This window comes from Sphingobium sp. B11D3B (assembly GCF_025961735.1).
Lineage (GTDB): Bacteria > Pseudomonadota > Alphaproteobacteria > Sphingomonadales > Sphingomonadaceae > Sphingobium.
In genome coordinates this window covers 1,720,951-1,735,645 of record NZ_JAOQOF010000001.1, presented here as the reverse complement: position 1 = coordinate 1,735,645, position 14,695 = coordinate 1,720,951, and the positions used below count along the sequence as shown (strand labels likewise).

9 protein-coding genes and 2 pseudogenes are annotated in these 14,695 nt (G+C 60.1%); 8 read left to right on the top strand and 3 right to left on the bottom strand.

Annotated features, from left to right (window positions below; translation table 11 throughout):
• Positions 1 to 95 precede the first annotated feature (95 nt).
• From M2333_RS08125 to M2333_RS08105, 5 genes and pseudogenes are all read left to right on the top strand, one after another.
• Positions 96 to 2,969 (top strand): hypothetical protein, encoded by a 2,874-nt coding sequence (locus M2333_RS08125; RefSeq protein ID WP_264611429.1) that lies wholly within the window; start codon positions 96 to 98, stop codon positions 2,967 to 2,969.
• 38 nt (positions 2,970 to 3,007) lie between these two features.
• Positions 3,008 to 3,376 carry a hypothetical protein gene (locus M2333_RS08120; protein WP_264611428.1) on the top strand — a complete coding sequence of 123 codons (369 nt, stop codon included), beginning with the start codon at positions 3,008 to 3,010 and terminating at the stop codon, positions 3,374 to 3,376.
• Between the two features lie 92 nt (positions 3,377 to 3,468).
• On the top strand, positions 3,469 to 3,972 hold the full coding sequence (locus M2333_RS08115; RefSeq protein WP_264611427.1) for a hypothetical protein: 504 nt from the start codon (positions 3,469 to 3,471) through the stop codon (positions 3,970 to 3,972).
• 660 nt (positions 3,973 to 4,632) lie between these two features.
• Positions 4,633 to 5,433, top strand: a pseudogene (locus M2333_RS08110) (IS3 family transposase); the annotation flags it as partial.
• Between the two features lie 54 nt (positions 5,434 to 5,487).
• Positions 5,488 to 6,155: pseudogene (locus M2333_RS08105) on the top strand (IS5 family transposase); the annotation flags it as partial.
• A gap of 73 nt (positions 6,156 to 6,228) precedes the next feature.
• Here the strand turns inward: M2333_RS08105 and M2333_RS08100 are convergent.
• The 3 genes from M2333_RS08100 to M2333_RS08090 form a co-directional block, all read right to left on the bottom strand.
• Positions 6,229 to 7,376 (bottom strand): IS3 family transposase gene (locus tag M2333_RS08100; RefSeq protein WP_264612595.1). Its coding sequence is split into 2 segments (ribosomal slippage): positions 6,229 to 7,115 and positions 7,115 to 7,376, totalling 1,149 coding nucleotides; the frame shifts between segments, so codons are not numbered across the junction.
• 80 nt (positions 7,377 to 7,456) lie between these two features.
• Positions 7,457 to 8,296, bottom strand: coding sequence for a hypothetical protein (locus tag M2333_RS08095; protein ID WP_264611426.1), 840 nt, complete (start codon positions 8,294 to 8,296; stop codon positions 7,457 to 7,459).
• Positions 8,297 to 8,527: 231 nt separating this feature from the next.
• Positions 8,528 to 9,076: a TetR family transcriptional regulator gene (locus M2333_RS08090; protein ID WP_264584659.1), complete on the bottom strand. Its 549-nt coding sequence runs from the start codon at positions 9,074 to 9,076 to the stop codon at positions 8,528 to 8,530.
• A 181-nt stretch (positions 9,077 to 9,257) separates the two neighbouring features.
• Between M2333_RS08090 and M2333_RS08085 the strand changes: the two genes are divergently transcribed.
• The 3 genes from M2333_RS08085 (at position 9,258) to M2333_RS08075 (ending at position 14,553) form a co-directional block, all read left to right on the top strand.
• Positions 9,258 to 10,457, top strand: coding sequence for a hypothetical protein (locus tag M2333_RS08085; protein WP_264584660.1), 1,200 nt, complete (start codon positions 9,258 to 9,260; stop codon positions 10,455 to 10,457).
• Positions 10,458 to 10,715: 258 nt separating this feature from the next.
• Positions 10,716 to 13,577 (top strand): TonB-dependent receptor domain-containing protein, encoded by a 2,862-nt coding sequence (locus M2333_RS08080; protein WP_264611425.1) that lies wholly within the window; start codon positions 10,716 to 10,718, stop codon positions 13,575 to 13,577.
• Between the two features lie 91 nt (positions 13,578 to 13,668).
• Entirely contained in the window at positions 13,669 to 14,553 is an 885-nt protein-coding gene (locus M2333_RS08075; protein ID WP_264611424.1) for a hypothetical protein, read from the top strand.
• The last annotated feature ends 142 nt before the right edge of the window (positions 14,554 to 14,695 follow it).

Sequence of the window (14,695 nt, the reverse complement as noted above, 5' to 3'; positions counted from 1 at the left end):
TGGGAGCAAGAGAAAGGGGGTGGTGCGCGTTAAAGCGTTGTTTTCCTCGTCGGCCAACAACGCAATCGACCACCCCCTTTCAAAATGTCTGGAAGGTGGAAATGCTTCGTCCGATTGCAGATATTGTCCGTCAGTCGGATGAAATCGTCGCATTATGTGCGGCCGTACGGAGCGAACGGAACCGTGCAGCCCGTGAGCGTGAGGCTGACCGCGAGGCACAGGCTCTCTCGACGATGACAAGGCTGAAGCGGCTGCGCGAAGACCGTGAACTCGAAAAGCGGTCGCGGTTCCGCATCCGGGTCAAACAGAACGAACGTCCTCGCATATCGGAAAAGACCGCGCGTAATTTGTTTCACCGCGCGAATAAGACGTTGGATAGTTTCGGCAGCTTGCGTCCCATCCTGGCATCCGACGACGGCCTTCAGTCACTCTACGTACAGTGGAAAAGTCGCGGCCTGAAAAGCATCTCTGGTCGTGCATGGCGCCCTGGGGAGGCCGGTCGATTTGCCCGCTACATCATGCGCGAAGATGCGCTCGAAGGCGGCGAAGCGGGATGGATGAGCAATATCGGTGATGATCGCACCGAAGTCACAGCCTTTTGGAGAGCATTGGAGCAGGTAGAACGGCTTAATCGGGAGAATGCGAATGTCTATCTCTCGATCATCATCCCATTGCCGTACGGACTGACGGAAAAGCAGCGGATCGGGCTGGCGGAGGCGATCACGCGGCCTTTGGAAGCACGTGGCATCCCGTTCGTGGCCGCGCTCCACCGCCCCGACCCGGGTGGCGACAATCGGAACTATCATCTCCATCTTCAGGCCGCCAACCGGTATGTGGTGCGAAAGTCGGCTTATGATTGGGATTTTTCCGCTGCCACCTGGTCCGGACTTAACACCGCCGCAGGCATGAAGCTGATGCGCCGTCACTTCGTCGTCCAAATTAATGAAGCCCTTGCCCGAGCCGGCCGCAAGCGGCGGTACACCCATCTGACGCGTGCCGAACGCGGCGAGGAGCCCGGACAGATGAAGCGCGGCCGTGGCTCTAAGGCGCGGGAAGTGGCTCTTTTGCGCGAACGTGCCGATCTGAAGAAATTGCAGCACAGCACGGATGCCATTCTGCGCCACGCGTCGGCTTTGGCCAATTTTTCTGACCGGATCGACCTGTTCAAGCAGCGGATCAATGCGCGCACGATTGCCTCAGCAATGTGCGCACACCAGGCCAATCTCCAGCGCGTGCGCGATGTGGCCTATCGTGCGAGGCTTGCGGTCCTGCGGGCCAGTCTGCAGTACCACGTCGAGCGCCGCTCCAAGCAAATTGGCGTCTGGAAACAAGGAGTGCTGGCGGGACGCCGCCGCATCGCCGGCGACGTTCTCGCCCAACACCGGCGGAACGCAGACGCGGTCACAAGCCATCTCTTTTTGGTCAAACAGGCGCATGAAAAGAAGCGGCTTGCTTCACTCCAGGTTGCAACTGGCGTTCTCCTGAAGACCCGCGACGGTCTCATCGAACGGATTTCCACCGGGCGTTCGCAGATTTGCGATCGCGCCGCTCTTGTCGTGCGATCGAAGGGCAAGCTGGAATGGGCGAAGGCGGTCCACGCGATACCCCTTGCCAAAGCGAACATAGCAAATGGCCGCATTGCAATCTTCAAATGGCGTGCTTGGCAGGATCTTATGTCTGCGAAAAAGGTGATGGCCGCGGCGAACGCGCGCCATCGCCGAGAGTTCACCAGCCTGAAACACCGCATTCCATTTCATCGCGAGCAGTATCGCCAATTGGCCGCTGGTCGCTTCCAGCGCGTTTCGGACGCATTGAACAAAGCTGGCACCAAAATTTCGTCTCGCCTTTCCATCGCCAAGATCCGGCTTGGCGAACACGCCGCGAACCGGTCGTCATTCATGGATGCCGCCCACGTCGCTCAAAGACGTCTGATCCTCCAGGCTGCACGCCAGCAATCGTCAAGGATGGCTGGCGCTTTACGGGATTGGCGGAAGCGCTTCGTGGCGATCGGCACGAAGCGTGCCGCCGGCAAGGCCATTGCAGACCACAGAAATGAGTTGGTCCGCCTCGGCATGGTCATTCCGGCTCACCGTGACAAAATGCGCCGCGGGGCGATGGCGAAGTTAATCACGCAGCGTGACACTGATCCGGTCCGGCGTGCAGCGATCGAGGCAGCGGTCCGCGGCATAGCTGAGCGTCCCTTCCTTCCTCTCGTACGTGCGGCTGATGGCTTTTCGATCCACCCGGCTCACCTTGCCGATCCGGTCTACAAGCATGCCGACCTGTTTGAGAATGAACAGTCGGTCCAGCAGATCTATCGCGAAAAATGGCATGCGTTCCTCGATGCGCTGCGCGATCTCTCGGACGACGCCGGACCGCCGGCCATCCAGCGGGCCGGCCAGATGGCCCCGGCCCAGTTTGCTGATGAGGGTCTGAAGACGGCTTTTGCGCCCGTGGCCTTCGATCCGGACGTGCAGGCGGCTCTTCGCGGCGCGTTGGATGCGTGGCATTCTGCTCAGAAACGCGTCGCAGAGGCAAAAAGAAGGCAAGCGAAAGAAAGAGAGAAACGTTCGGCCGAACGCAGAGGTGCGATTAAATCCGCACTGGCAACGATCCGGGCCAAGGCGGAGCGCGAACCCCATTTTCGCGCCGCGATCGAAGAGCTGGTCGACAAGATCGATCCGATCGCTCGCGCGCTTGCAAGGCAAGATTTGATAGTCGTGCGGGAGGGGCACCGATTCAATTTTTATGCGGCTGACACTCAGCTACGATCATCGACAACCAAGTTGACAGAAAATGCGCCTGGCCGGTCCGTGCTGGACATCTTCGCCGAGGCGCTCGCTCCCGTTGTCGATGTTGATCTGCGATGGACGTTTTGGCGCGTCGAAATCTCGCCGCAAACCTTCAGCGCCGAGCCGGACATCGTGGCAGAAGCCCTTCGACGCGGTCGAGACGGAAAGGGAATTTGATCCAGAATTTTCCAAACCAGTTTTGGAAGGAAAAGAGAATGGAACCAACGATCTTCGACAAGAACATGATGTGGCAGGACCATCTGCCAACTGGCTGGAGCGGGCTCTACCAGCAGTTTATCGAACGCCTGACCGCGATTGATCCGACGTTGCGAGTCACGGGTGCGAAGCGGAAATTCGGCGAACTATGCATTCGGTTCGACCGCTATAACAGGGAGGCCGATGCTCTTGCTCGCGTTGCCGAGCAATCATCCAGAACGCTGTGCCAGATGTGCAGCGCGCCGGGCGAACTGCGGGCGGACATGAACAGCGTTTATGCAACCCTGTGCGATCTCCATGCTGGCGCGACACGGCCCTCCGACCGTCCGGCCATCTATTCGATCATCGTCCATCCTTCAGACGATTGATCCCGTGGGACAGCGCGCCGACGGCGCGCTGTCCCACACCCAAGATTACGACAGTCCGCGACCGGACGGTCGCTCCCCTCAGGACAATCTCTATGAAATACAAAACCGACGCCTATCGCGCCGATGAAGCCCGCGCGATCGCAGCCGTCCATATGATCGCGCGCATTGTCGGTTGGCTGTTCAAGCCGGAACCCGGGCTCATCCCGATCCGGAATGATCCCTGCTTCTACGAACCCAACTCCTATCTGCTGGTCCTGCCGGCCGTGGACGGCTGGCCGGCCGGTATCGCGACGGCACAACGCGACCTGCGGGTGTCGGCGCTCCTGATCAGCATCGGGAGCACGATGACGGGAGAGCCGACCCTCTATGCGGGGCTGCGCCTCTGCGCTGGTGGCAAGATCGTCGACCATGGCTGCCTGCGCTTCTGGCGGGGCAGCTCCGGCGGCCTCTGGCTTCTCACCGACCCCGAGGAACGAGAGCCTGAGCCGGTGTGCTTCCGTATCACATCGACCGGTCCCGTCATGGACGCGCCGCCATGGCGCAACGATGCCGACCTGCAGGCGGGATTGGCGAGCGCTGGCGCGCTCGTTTCCTGACGCTGGGCGCAGGGCTGGGCCGAAGAAGATCACAGGAGGGAAGGCTCAGATGGGTTGAGCAGTTTTAGGAAATTTCAATGGGCCTCGCGCTTCGCTCCGCCTCGCGGGCCACCAAGGAAGTCAAATGTACCAGATCAAGATTGACGGCTCACAGGTCGCCGAAACGCTGCCGCGCATGAGCAATGTCGTGAAGAGCCACGTCGCCGCGCTGGCGAATATGATCAACTGCCCCATCGATGTGAGCCTTGAGGGCGTGGCCATGTTAAATGCCGGATGCTTCCGCATGCCGCTTGCTGGCCTCGCGATCACTGGCACGAGCTGTGCCGCGCCGCTGCTGCGGACCGAGGCTGATCGGATCAGTCGACTGCTCGATTGCGACATGCTCCTTTTGCGCTGTGAGGGAGCGAAGGGGATCAGCCTCGATGTCCGTCTCTCGCATATCCCTGGGAGTTGGACCGGTCTCCACCCTCTGACGGGCGCAGCCACATCTGGGCCGCGTCGATGCACGACTACGCCACCGGCGACGGCCTCACGACTACCCTCTATGTTGCACTCGCCACCAACGAGTCCGCGTTCCGGCGGCAGCTGGCTTGCGAGTTTGATCGGGAGGTCGCCAATACCGCCCGCGTGATGATGGGGCTGGAGCAACTGGAGAAGCTTGTTCGCAGCACTTGGCAGGTTAGCATTCGGCGGGCCTGCGCGGTACTCCGGGCGGAACGATCCAGCTACCACTATCGTGGCAAGGGCACCGATCAGGCCGACCTCAAGCAGCGAATCAAGGAAATCGCTGAGACACGTGTTCGGTACGGCTATCGCCGTATCCATGTTCTGCTGCGACGTGAAGGCTGGGCTATCAACGGCAAGCGAGTTTACCGGCTTTACAAGGAGATGGGCCTTGGGCTGCGAAAGAAGGTGCCCAAGCGGCAAGTGAGGGCGAAGCTGAGGGAAGGCCGCTGCGCGGCCTTCCGCGTCAATGATGTGTGGGCCATGGACTTCGTCCATGACCAGCTCGCAACGGGACCGAAACTGCGGATCTTGACGGTGGTCGATACGTTCTCGCGGTTCTCGCCGGCAGTGGTTCCACGGTTCCGGTTCCGGGCACCTGACGTGGTCGAGGTGCTGGAACAGGTCTGCGCGCAGGTTGGCTATCCCGCATCGATCAGGGCTGACAATGGCAGCGAATTTATCTCCCGCGAGCTCGACCTGTGGGCTTACATGAAAGGGGTGACCCTCGACTTCTCGCGGCCTGGCAAGCCGACTGACAACGCGTTCATCGAGAGCTTCAACGGCAAGTTCCGGGCGGAATGCCTGAACGCTCACTGGTTCATGAGCCTAGATGACGCGGTCCGAAAATGCGAGGCTTGGCGTCGAGACTACAACGAGGTACGACCGCACAGCGCGATCGGCAACAAACCGCCGATATCGCTCATCCTGGCATCAGCGGCACATGGCCCGCCCTGATGTCAGCGCGCTGGAAAGTTGCCAGCAGAGCGGTCCAGAAACGGTGCAGCTCAGCTGAACGGCATCTTCTGGGTACTACGCTCGGGAGCCCCATGGCGCGACCTGCCCGAGCGATATGGACCGCGCACCACCTGCTACAACCGGTTCACGCGATGGCGGAAAGCAGGCGTGTGGGACCGGATGATGGACGCCATAACCGCCGCCTACGACGGCGACATCCAAATGATCGACAGCACTTCCGTTCGAGCTCATCAACAGGCTGCGACGGCAAAAAGGGGGGTCGAGATCATTGTCTCGGTCGATCACGCGGCGGCCTCACGACGAAAATCCACGCCATCGTCGATGCGCAAGGCCTTCCGATCAGGCTCGGCCTGACCGCCGGCCAAGCCCACGACGGACCTGCTGCTTATGACCTGCTTGATCGTCTTGATCCACGCACCATCGTTCTGGCCGACAAGGCTTATGACGCCGATGGCATCCGAAGTCTGATCGAGGCGCAAGGCGCGGTGCCAAACATCCCGGCCAAATCTAATCGCAAATGGAAACCGTGCTTCAGCAAGCGACTCTATCGCGAGCGCAATCTGGGCGAGCGTTTCTTCAGCAAGCTCAAGCACTTCCGCCGCATCGCAACCCGATACGACAAGCTCGCAGAAAACTTCCTCGCAATGGTCCAACTCGCCTCAATGCGCCTATGGCTCCGCTCTTATGAGTCTACGGCCTAAGCTAAGCGAATGTCGGCTATGTTGGCGCGTGCTGAATCATACCTGAGCTGCACCCGGTTCCGCGGACACCAGGTTAGGCTACGTTAGCCTGCTTCTCGAAGTCCATGGGGCTGAGATAGCCCAAGGTCGAGTGCCTGCGTGTCGGGTTATAGAAGCGCTCGATATAATCGAACACGTCCGCCCGTGCCTGATTGCGCGTGCGGTATGTTTTCCGCGCGATCCGTTCGGTCTTGAGCGAGGAGAAGAAGCTCTCCATCGCGGCATTGTCCAAGACGTTGCCCGACCGGCTCATCGAGCAAGTGACGCCGTTGTCGGCCATCAGCCGCTGGAACTGCTCACTGGTATATTGGCTGCCCTGGTCCGAGTGGTGCAGCAGGGCATCGGGCTTGCCGCGTCGCCAGATCGCCATGACCAGCGCGTCGGTGACGAGCTGCGCTGTCATCGTGTCGCTCATCGACCAGCCAACGACGCGGCGTGAGAACAGGTCGATGACGGCTGCGGCGTAGAGCCAGCCTTCGGCGGTCCAGATATAGGTGAAGTCTGCCACCCACTTCTGGTTCGGCCTGTCGGCGGTGAACTGACGATCGAGCACGTTGCCAGCGATCACCGATCGCTGGCTTTCATCCTTGGGCAGACCGCGCTGCCGGGGGCGAGCCTGGAGACCCTGCGCCCGCATCAGCCGTTCGACGCGGTGCAGGCCGCATGAAAGGCCTTCGGCCAGAAGATCGTGCCAGACGCGCCGCGCACCGTAGGTACGATAGCTGGAGATGAAGCTTGCACGCACCCGCGCGCCAACCTCTTCGTCGCTGCACGAACGCGCGCTCGGCGTACGCACCAGCCAGGCGTGAAAGCCACTGCGCGAGACCCCGAGCGCCTCGCATATCCACGATACCGGCCAGATCCCCCGGTGCTTCGCGATGAAGGCGAACCTCATATCGAGTCCTTCGCAAAGTAGGCCGCCGCTTTTTTTAGGATGTCGCGCTCCGCCTTCATCCGCGCCAGCTCGCGGCGCAGCCGCTCAATCTCAAGCTGTTCTGGCCGCAGGTTGCCGTGGCCGGGAAAGGCCGATCCAGGATCGCCTTCCGCCTCGCGGATCCACTTGCGCAGCACGTTGGCATGCACGTCGAGATCGCGCGCCGCCTGCGCCGCAGCCCCCCCCCGCTCCAATACCAGCTTCACCGCCTCGAGCTTAAACTCCCGGCTGAACTTCCGTCGTTGCATCGTCACCCTCCGGTTCCAAAAACACCTTATCTTGGTGTCCACGAAACCGGGTGCAGCTCAGACATTTGAGGCATTAGGGTTCAACGTATATCTTGAATTTGGTCGGACAGACCTTGTTCGTAGGTGCTCCATCCTGAGTTGATGCCATAAGGCGCGCGGTGGAAGATCGCTTCGATCCGGCGGATCTGTCCATTTTCTATCCGGAAAAGCTCACCCAACTGCCACGTCCAGTTGAGCCGCTCATGATCGAAAAAGGCGAATGCGAACACGATCCCGCGTTCGCGATCAACCGCAACGAAGCGACGGTCGCGGACGCGCGAAACGATGTTCTTGAGCGCGGCTTCGAACTGATATTTGCACGTCATCCGCCCGCGCTTGCCGGTCGCCGGATCAAGCGCGTTGGCAAGCACATCCATGCCGTTTTCAAACCGGATGCAGTCATCCGTGAACGGGTAATAGCCCCTGCCGTCGTTACGCTGCAGCCCCGTGAAGTAGTAATTCGCGGTCCTGACTAATTCCTCGCGCGTTTGACGTTGAGCAACGGGGATCGGCGTTGTGAACAAGGGATGGGGCCGCCCCATCTTTTCAACGCCGACGCCCGTGGGAGGGATGTCGTTCCGACTGCTATTTGTGTCATCCGGGCGGGATGCGAGTTGCTCGATCTCGGTGATCCGATCGCCACGGATTTTCAAGCGCAGTGCAATGGCGATCACATCCTCCTTGCCATCGCGATTTTCGGCGCGAACCGTTCCCAGAAACGCGACCTGCTGCGTTTCGATATCGGGGACGATGAATTTGTAAGTACCAAGCGCGCTCATCGAATGCCAAAGGCCCTCGTCGCCTAACGGCAACTGAATGCCATTCTCGGTGAATTTTGCCTCCCGCGCGAAAAGCGTTGGGTCCACCTTGGCGTCACGCATAGCGACCAGATAGCGGTCTACCCACCCCTCTAAGCAAGTCCGATCGCAGGCGGGAGACGCGGGCTGCTGTGCGAATGTTGCCGTCCCGATCATCAGAACGCAGGCCCATACTACGGCTAATTTCATGCGATTCATCCACCCTCTCCCACAAACCTATCACTGTTAGGTTTTGTTTATTCGGAGCGTGAGGAGGAGCGCAAGCAAAAGGTTTCGACAGGCAATGTCTCAGCTTTATGCGTCAGGATCCGGGAGGCCGCGAATAAGAGCTGACAGGCCGAAATGGAAAGCGTCGTCCGCCGCCGTGACTGCACGTCCGCGTTTTGCCGCGAGAGAAGCCTGCTCATCGATGGTCCAGCCAAGCGTGAAGCGATAGGCCGACATGCGAATGAATGTGGCCTGCGACGGGGTGAAGCCAACGTCAAACAGTGGTTGATATAATGTATGGATCAGTCGCTGCGAGCGTTCAGTACCGGTCGGACCTCCGCCAGCACACAGGATAGCACCATCCTGGCACGACAGCATGGCCTTCCTGGTGAGCGTGGAGATTGCCAATATCCAAGCGCGCCAACTTTCGCCTGGCAGGGGGGGCCGCCAACTGGGTGCAAGCAATTCCTCGGCGACATGGTCCAGCAGAACTCGTTTGCTCGCAAAATGATGGTAGAGCGTTGCCCCTTGGACATCGAGCCGTTTTGCGAGCGTACGCATACTCAGCCCATCCAGCCCGCTTTCGCGGAGCAGGTCGAAAGTCGCTGCGATAATTTGTTGTCTGTCGAGTGGCATCTCGCAGCTTTTCCTTACCAGTTGGGTCTTTGGCAAGCGGAGTTTCGTGGGTTGACATGCTCCCTATCACTGTTAGACTAACAGTGTTAGAATAATCAATATGCAGTATCGGGCGCTTAAGCCCTGCCAGTGGCATCGGGAGGGGTGGATGTGTCGACGAACGTGGGTCTGGCGAAGGGCGGTGGCCGCTTGGGCTTTGCAGTTGCCACTGCCACCGCAGATCTTGAGGTCCGCCAAACGGCGCGATCCCGATCATGGCAGTGAGCATGCCGATGAAGGTGTGGGGGTGAAGGTGAAGCAGGTAGTGCGCTCGGTGCCCAAACCGAAAACGCTATGTTCATTGCAATCAGGCCGTCATGCCGCGGGTGTTCTCCTGGCGAGGTCGGCACAGGCCGTCGGATTTCGCATTCCTGCTGCTCTCGCGGCTGTATGTCTGGCGGGCGCCGGTGCGGCGGCGACGGGCAATCCTGCATCTTATTCAGTTCCCGTCTCGTGCGATCGCGGTTGCCTCAAAGTGCTGCTCGATCAAACGCTCGACGCAATGGCAGCAAACGACATCAGCCAGCTCCCGCTCGCCAGCGATGTGAAGGCGACCGAGAATGGCGTGGAGCGCGCATTATGGGACGGGCTTTGGCGGACGGCCAACGCGCGCGGCCGCTATCGCATCACAGTCGTTGATGCTGAGGCCGGCCAGGCGGGCTTCGTAGGGACCATGATGGAGGACGGGCGGCCCGTTTATATCGCCCTCCGCATCGCCGTGCGCGAGCAGAAGATCGGCGAGATCGAAACAGTGGTCGCGCGCGGAGGAACGGCCGGTCCCTCTGTTGCATCGCCTGGCGCGAAAATCGAGGAGATCGGCAGGCCTCGCCCGCAGTTTCAGCGCAATGTGGCGGAGCGTGAGCGCATGTCACGCGAAGAGCTCGTGCGTGTTGCAGATGCCTATTTTGCCAATCTCCAAGGAAGCACCGGTAAGACCAGTGCTCCTTTTGCAAAGGGCTGCGAGCGCATTGAGAATGGCGGACAGACCACAAATCTGAAGACGGTCAGGCCCGGCCGTGAGCGGTTTGATGCGCTGATATTGGGTTGCGAGGGTCAGCAGCTCAGTGGTTTCTATGCTTTTGTGACGGGCATCAGAAATCGACGCTATCCGATTGTGGATCGTGAGCGCCAGTTGGTGCTGAGCTTCTCTTATTGGGATCATACGGGTGCGGTGAAGAATCTGGTGCTGACCAATGGCCTCACCGTGCCCTCGCCCTTCCGCGCTCCTCTGACGTTTCAAGTGGCAGAGCTGTTTCAGATCGATGCGGGTAAGCATGATCAGATCGAGGCTGTCATCAACACGGTCCCTTACGGCATGCGTTCTGATGTCTGGGATAAATAACTTCACATCTTCCGGAGATTGTCCGCCGCAAGCGAGTTGACATAGTCATCAAATAATCGTCTCATATGGGACGGATACTGAATCATCGTATAGTAATTTTTGTGCGGATGAACCCGCGTTGCGAGGGTGACGAAAGCCCGCCCCGCCGTGAGCCATCCTCTAATTAAATTTGCGACATAAACATGGGACGGAGCGGGATAGCTCCAAAAAGGGGAGGTCTGAATGGCCATAGAATCACAGCGTTTGTTTCGTCACTCGATGTTGAGCTCTGCCGCGCTTTTCTCGACGGCGCTGGCCTGCGCCATGCCGTGCGCGGCCATTGCACAGGAAGCCACCGATCCCGCTGTTGGGGGCGGTAGCAATCCTGCCGTCGCTGGCGCATCGATCGAGGGCGGCAGTAATGACATCGTCGTCACGGGCTCGCGCGTGATCAGCGATGGCTTTTCCGCGCCCTCGCCGGTGACGGTCGTGGCGGCGCAGCAGCTCCTTACCAGCACACCCTCGACGATTGGCGAGGCTCTTAACAAGCTGCCGCAATTCGCCAACTCGGTGCGTCCGACGACCTCGCAATTTGCGCCTGAGAGCGGCGCGGCGACCCAGCTCAACCTGCGCTCGCTGGGCGCACAGCGCAGTCTGATCCTGCTGGACGGACGCCGTGTGACGCCGAGCACGTCCGATGGCATCGTCGACGTGTCGATCTTGCCGGAAGAGCTGGTGCAGCGCGTGGACATCGTCACTGGCGGTGCCTCTGCTGCTTACGGATCGGACGCGGTGGCCGGCGTCGTCAACTTCGTGCTCGATACGAGGTTCAAGGGTGTCAAGGCTGCGGCGCAGTCGGGCATCACGCAGCGCGGGGACAATGATACGAAAAAAATCTCGCTGACGGTTGGCACCAGTGTCGGCGAGCGGCTGCATGTTGTCGCGAGCGGCAGCTACTTCACGCAATCTGGCGTGAGCGACTATCGCGATCGCGACTGGTTCCAGTCCTGCGCGCCGCTGGTGCTCGCGGGGCAGACGCCGCTGCGCGTGCGCACCTGCAACCTCAAAACACCGCTCGAGGCGGATGGCGGCCTGATCGTGTCCGGCCCCTTGCGCGGCATTCAATTCGGTCCTGGCGGCGTACCGCAGCCATTCATCTTCGGAAACCCGCTCACGTCCAGCCAAATGGTCGGCGGCAGCGGCGAAGATCAGGGGCTCGACTTTACGCCGGTCGCAGCGATTGAACGCAAGACCGCCTATGGCCATGTGCTCTACGAAGCCAGCGATTCAATCAATCTCTATGCCGACGCGCTCTACGGTAACAGCCTCGCCAAGTTCGGCGGCACGTTGATGGGCTTTTACGGCAACACGGCGCACACCATTTATCGCGACAATGCCTTCCTTCCGCCATCTGTCGCCGCGCAGATGGATGCGGCGGGCATCACCCAATTCACGCTGGGCCATACCATGCGCCAGACCGGCCTGTTGCGGAACCAGGGCGAGAGCGAAACGCTCCGCTTTTCCGCTGGCTTCAAGGCGAAGCTCGGTGGGGGCTGGAGCCTCGACGGTCATTATGGCTACGGCACCAACCTCCAGACAATCCGCGCGGAAGGCAATCTGACGATCGAACGCGTGTTTGATGCGGTCGATGCGGTTCGCGACCCGGTGACAGGCAACATCGTTTGCAATCGCTCGCTGACGGTGCCAGCCGTGCAGGGCTGCGTGCCGTTCAATGTGTTCGGCCCAGACGCTGCGTCGCAGGCCGCTATCGACTATATCCGATCCAGCCCTTATGGGGGCACCGGATCGCGGACCTTTGAGCGCACCAAACAGCATGTGGCTGAAATCGTCCTGAGCGGTGCGCCCTTTGCGACTTGGGCCGGCGACGTCGCGATCGCCGTTGGCGGCGGCTACCGAAAGGAGTCGGTCAATCGGACTGTTGACCCGGGGTCGAACGGGCTCAAATTCCCCAATGGCCAGCCGCGCGGCGTGGCGAATACGCGTTATGCCACCAGCACATTCGGCGCCTACTTTCTTTCAAACCAGCGCCCGATTGTTGGCGGATATGATTTGTGGGAAGTCTTCGGCGAAGCGCTCATCCCGCTCGCCGATGGCGTGCCTTTTGCGCGAAAGCTGGACCTAAATCTTGCCGGTCGCCACACGAGCTACAGCACCAGCGGTGGCGTCAACACCTGGAAGGTCGGACTCAACTGGCAGCCGATCGACGACATCCGCTTCCGCGCCACCCGGTCGCGCGACATCCGCGCGCCTAACTTGCGCGAGCTGTTTTCGACATCCGCTGCGGGGGCGTCCGCCGCGGTCGACCCGTTTCGCAACAATGAAACACCAGTGGTCGTCAGCCAGGCAAATGGCTCGACCGCGCTTAAGCCGGAAGTGGCCGACACGCTCACTGTCGGCGGTGTATTCACGCCTTCCTTCATTCCCGGACTCAACATATCGGCTGATTATTATACGGTGCAGATTGATGATGCGATCGGACAGCTTGGCGTCCAGAACATCATCGATCAGTGCTTCCGAGGTGCCACGGCATTGTGCCCAAGGCTCGAACGCGCGCCCAATGGCGTTCTGTTCCGGGTCGATAATGGCTTCCTCAACATCAATCGCCTGAAAACGCGTGGCCTGGATATCGAAGGCAGCTATCGCACCGAGCTGGGGAGCGGTTCGCTTGGCCTCAGGGCCATTGCATCGCGCGTGTTCGAGCTTTCGACGCTCATTCCGGGGTCGACGGTCGTGAATCGCGCAGGTCAGGTCGGTGTCGATGGCGGTGTGCCGAAGTGGACCTTCAACATCAATGCCACGCTCAAATTCGGCGGTTTCACCGCGAGTGTGGATGAGCGGATTATCGGCGCCGGCACATATGACGCGACGTTCGTGGAAGGCGTGACCATCGATGATAATCATGTTCCGGCAATTACTTACACGGACCTGAGCCTGACCCAGGATATCACAACCGAGAATGGCCGGAAGTTCCAGATATTCGCGACAGTGAACAATCTGCTCGATCAGGACCCTCCGGGCAATGCCGGGAATTTCTTCGTGTTCGCGACGCGGCCCACGAATACCTTCCTTTACGACCAGATCGGGCGCTCCTTCACCGTCGGCGTGCGGGTGCAACTGTAGGCAGTCCGATTTTCACTCTGGCGAGCGCGCAATCTACGCTCGCCAATTTCTCACAAGATGCAGCCTGCGGATCGTCAACATCATGAGCAGGATGGACATGTTCAATTACGGAAGGGATGGAATGCTGAGAAAGATAGCCGGTCTGGCGCTCGGATCTTGTATTGCTCTCACCGCCATGCCTGCGATGGCGCAGCAAAGCTGCACACGCACGGCCCTGGAGGAAGCAACCCAATCCTATGTAGCAGCTCAGCAGGCGGGAAATCCCAGCCTGATCAAGCTGGCTCCCGATGCCAAGCTTCAGGAGCAGATGGAGCCTATCACGCTTGCCGCTGCTCTGCTGAACAAACCGCAAAAAATAGATTTTCATCGCGCGATTCATGACACCCAGGGCTGTGAAAGCTTCGTGGAAGTGATCATCACCGATCCGGCGCATCCCTATGTGCTGGGCACGCGGATCAAGCTCACGGGCGATCTGGTCCGCGAAATAGAAACACTGGTTACGGATGCGGATGACTGGCTGTTCAAGGCGTCCAACACGCTGGCTTATTCACGGGCAGAGAAGTGGGACATGATCCCCATGGAGAAGCAGGGCAGCCGCGAGACAATCATCGCCGCCGCCGATGCCTATCTCAACCTCTTCAACGACCCGACGGTCAGAGTGCCGTGGGGCAGCCCATGCGCGCGACTGGAGGGAGGCATCTATACCGCCAAGGGCGCGCCCGGCGTGGTAAGCAAAGAGGATAGCTGCGCCGTTGGTGTGCCTAAGAACACGCCGCTGGTCGACCGTCGCTATCTTGTCGACCAGGATCTTGGCTCGGTCGTCGTGTTGCTGCGCTTCGGCAACAGCAGCTTGCCCGACAGCCACCTGTTCCGGGTTGAAAATGGCCTGCTTCGCTATGTGCATACCATCACGGTCTGCAAGACGCTCAACTGCGGTTTCCCGGTCAAGCCCATCCCCAATCCGCCGCGCGGCTGAAAGAGGGTGACGTCCAGATAACAGAGACTGCAAGGGAGAATTCGGATGGCGGGCACACCCTATCCCAAGGAACAATATAACCGCATTCCGTGGACCAAGCTCAGCGACGCCCAGATCCTGTCAGCACTGCGGCCAGTGGCTG

Coding starts and splice junctions, on each gene's coding strand:
- M2333_RS08075 (WP_264611424.1), top strand. CDS start 13,669: ATGGACATGTTCAATTACGGAAGGGATGGAATGCTGAGAAAGATAGCC.
- M2333_RS08080 (WP_264611425.1), top strand. CDS start 10,716: ATGTTGAGCTCTGCCGCGCTTTTCTCGACGGCGCTGGCCTGCGCCATG.
- M2333_RS08090 (WP_264584659.1), bottom strand. CDS start 9,076: ATGCCACTCGACAGACAACAAATTATCGCAGCGACTTTCGACCTGCTC.
- M2333_RS08095 (WP_264611426.1), bottom strand. CDS start 8,296: ATGCGTGACGCCAAGGTGGACCCAACGCTTTTCGCGCGGGAGGCAAAA.
- M2333_RS08115 (WP_264611427.1), top strand. CDS start 3,469: ATGAAATACAAAACCGACGCCTATCGCGCCGATGAAGCCCGCGCGATC.
- M2333_RS08120 (WP_264611428.1), top strand. CDS start 3,008: ATGGAACCAACGATCTTCGACAAGAACATGATGTGGCAGGACCATCTG.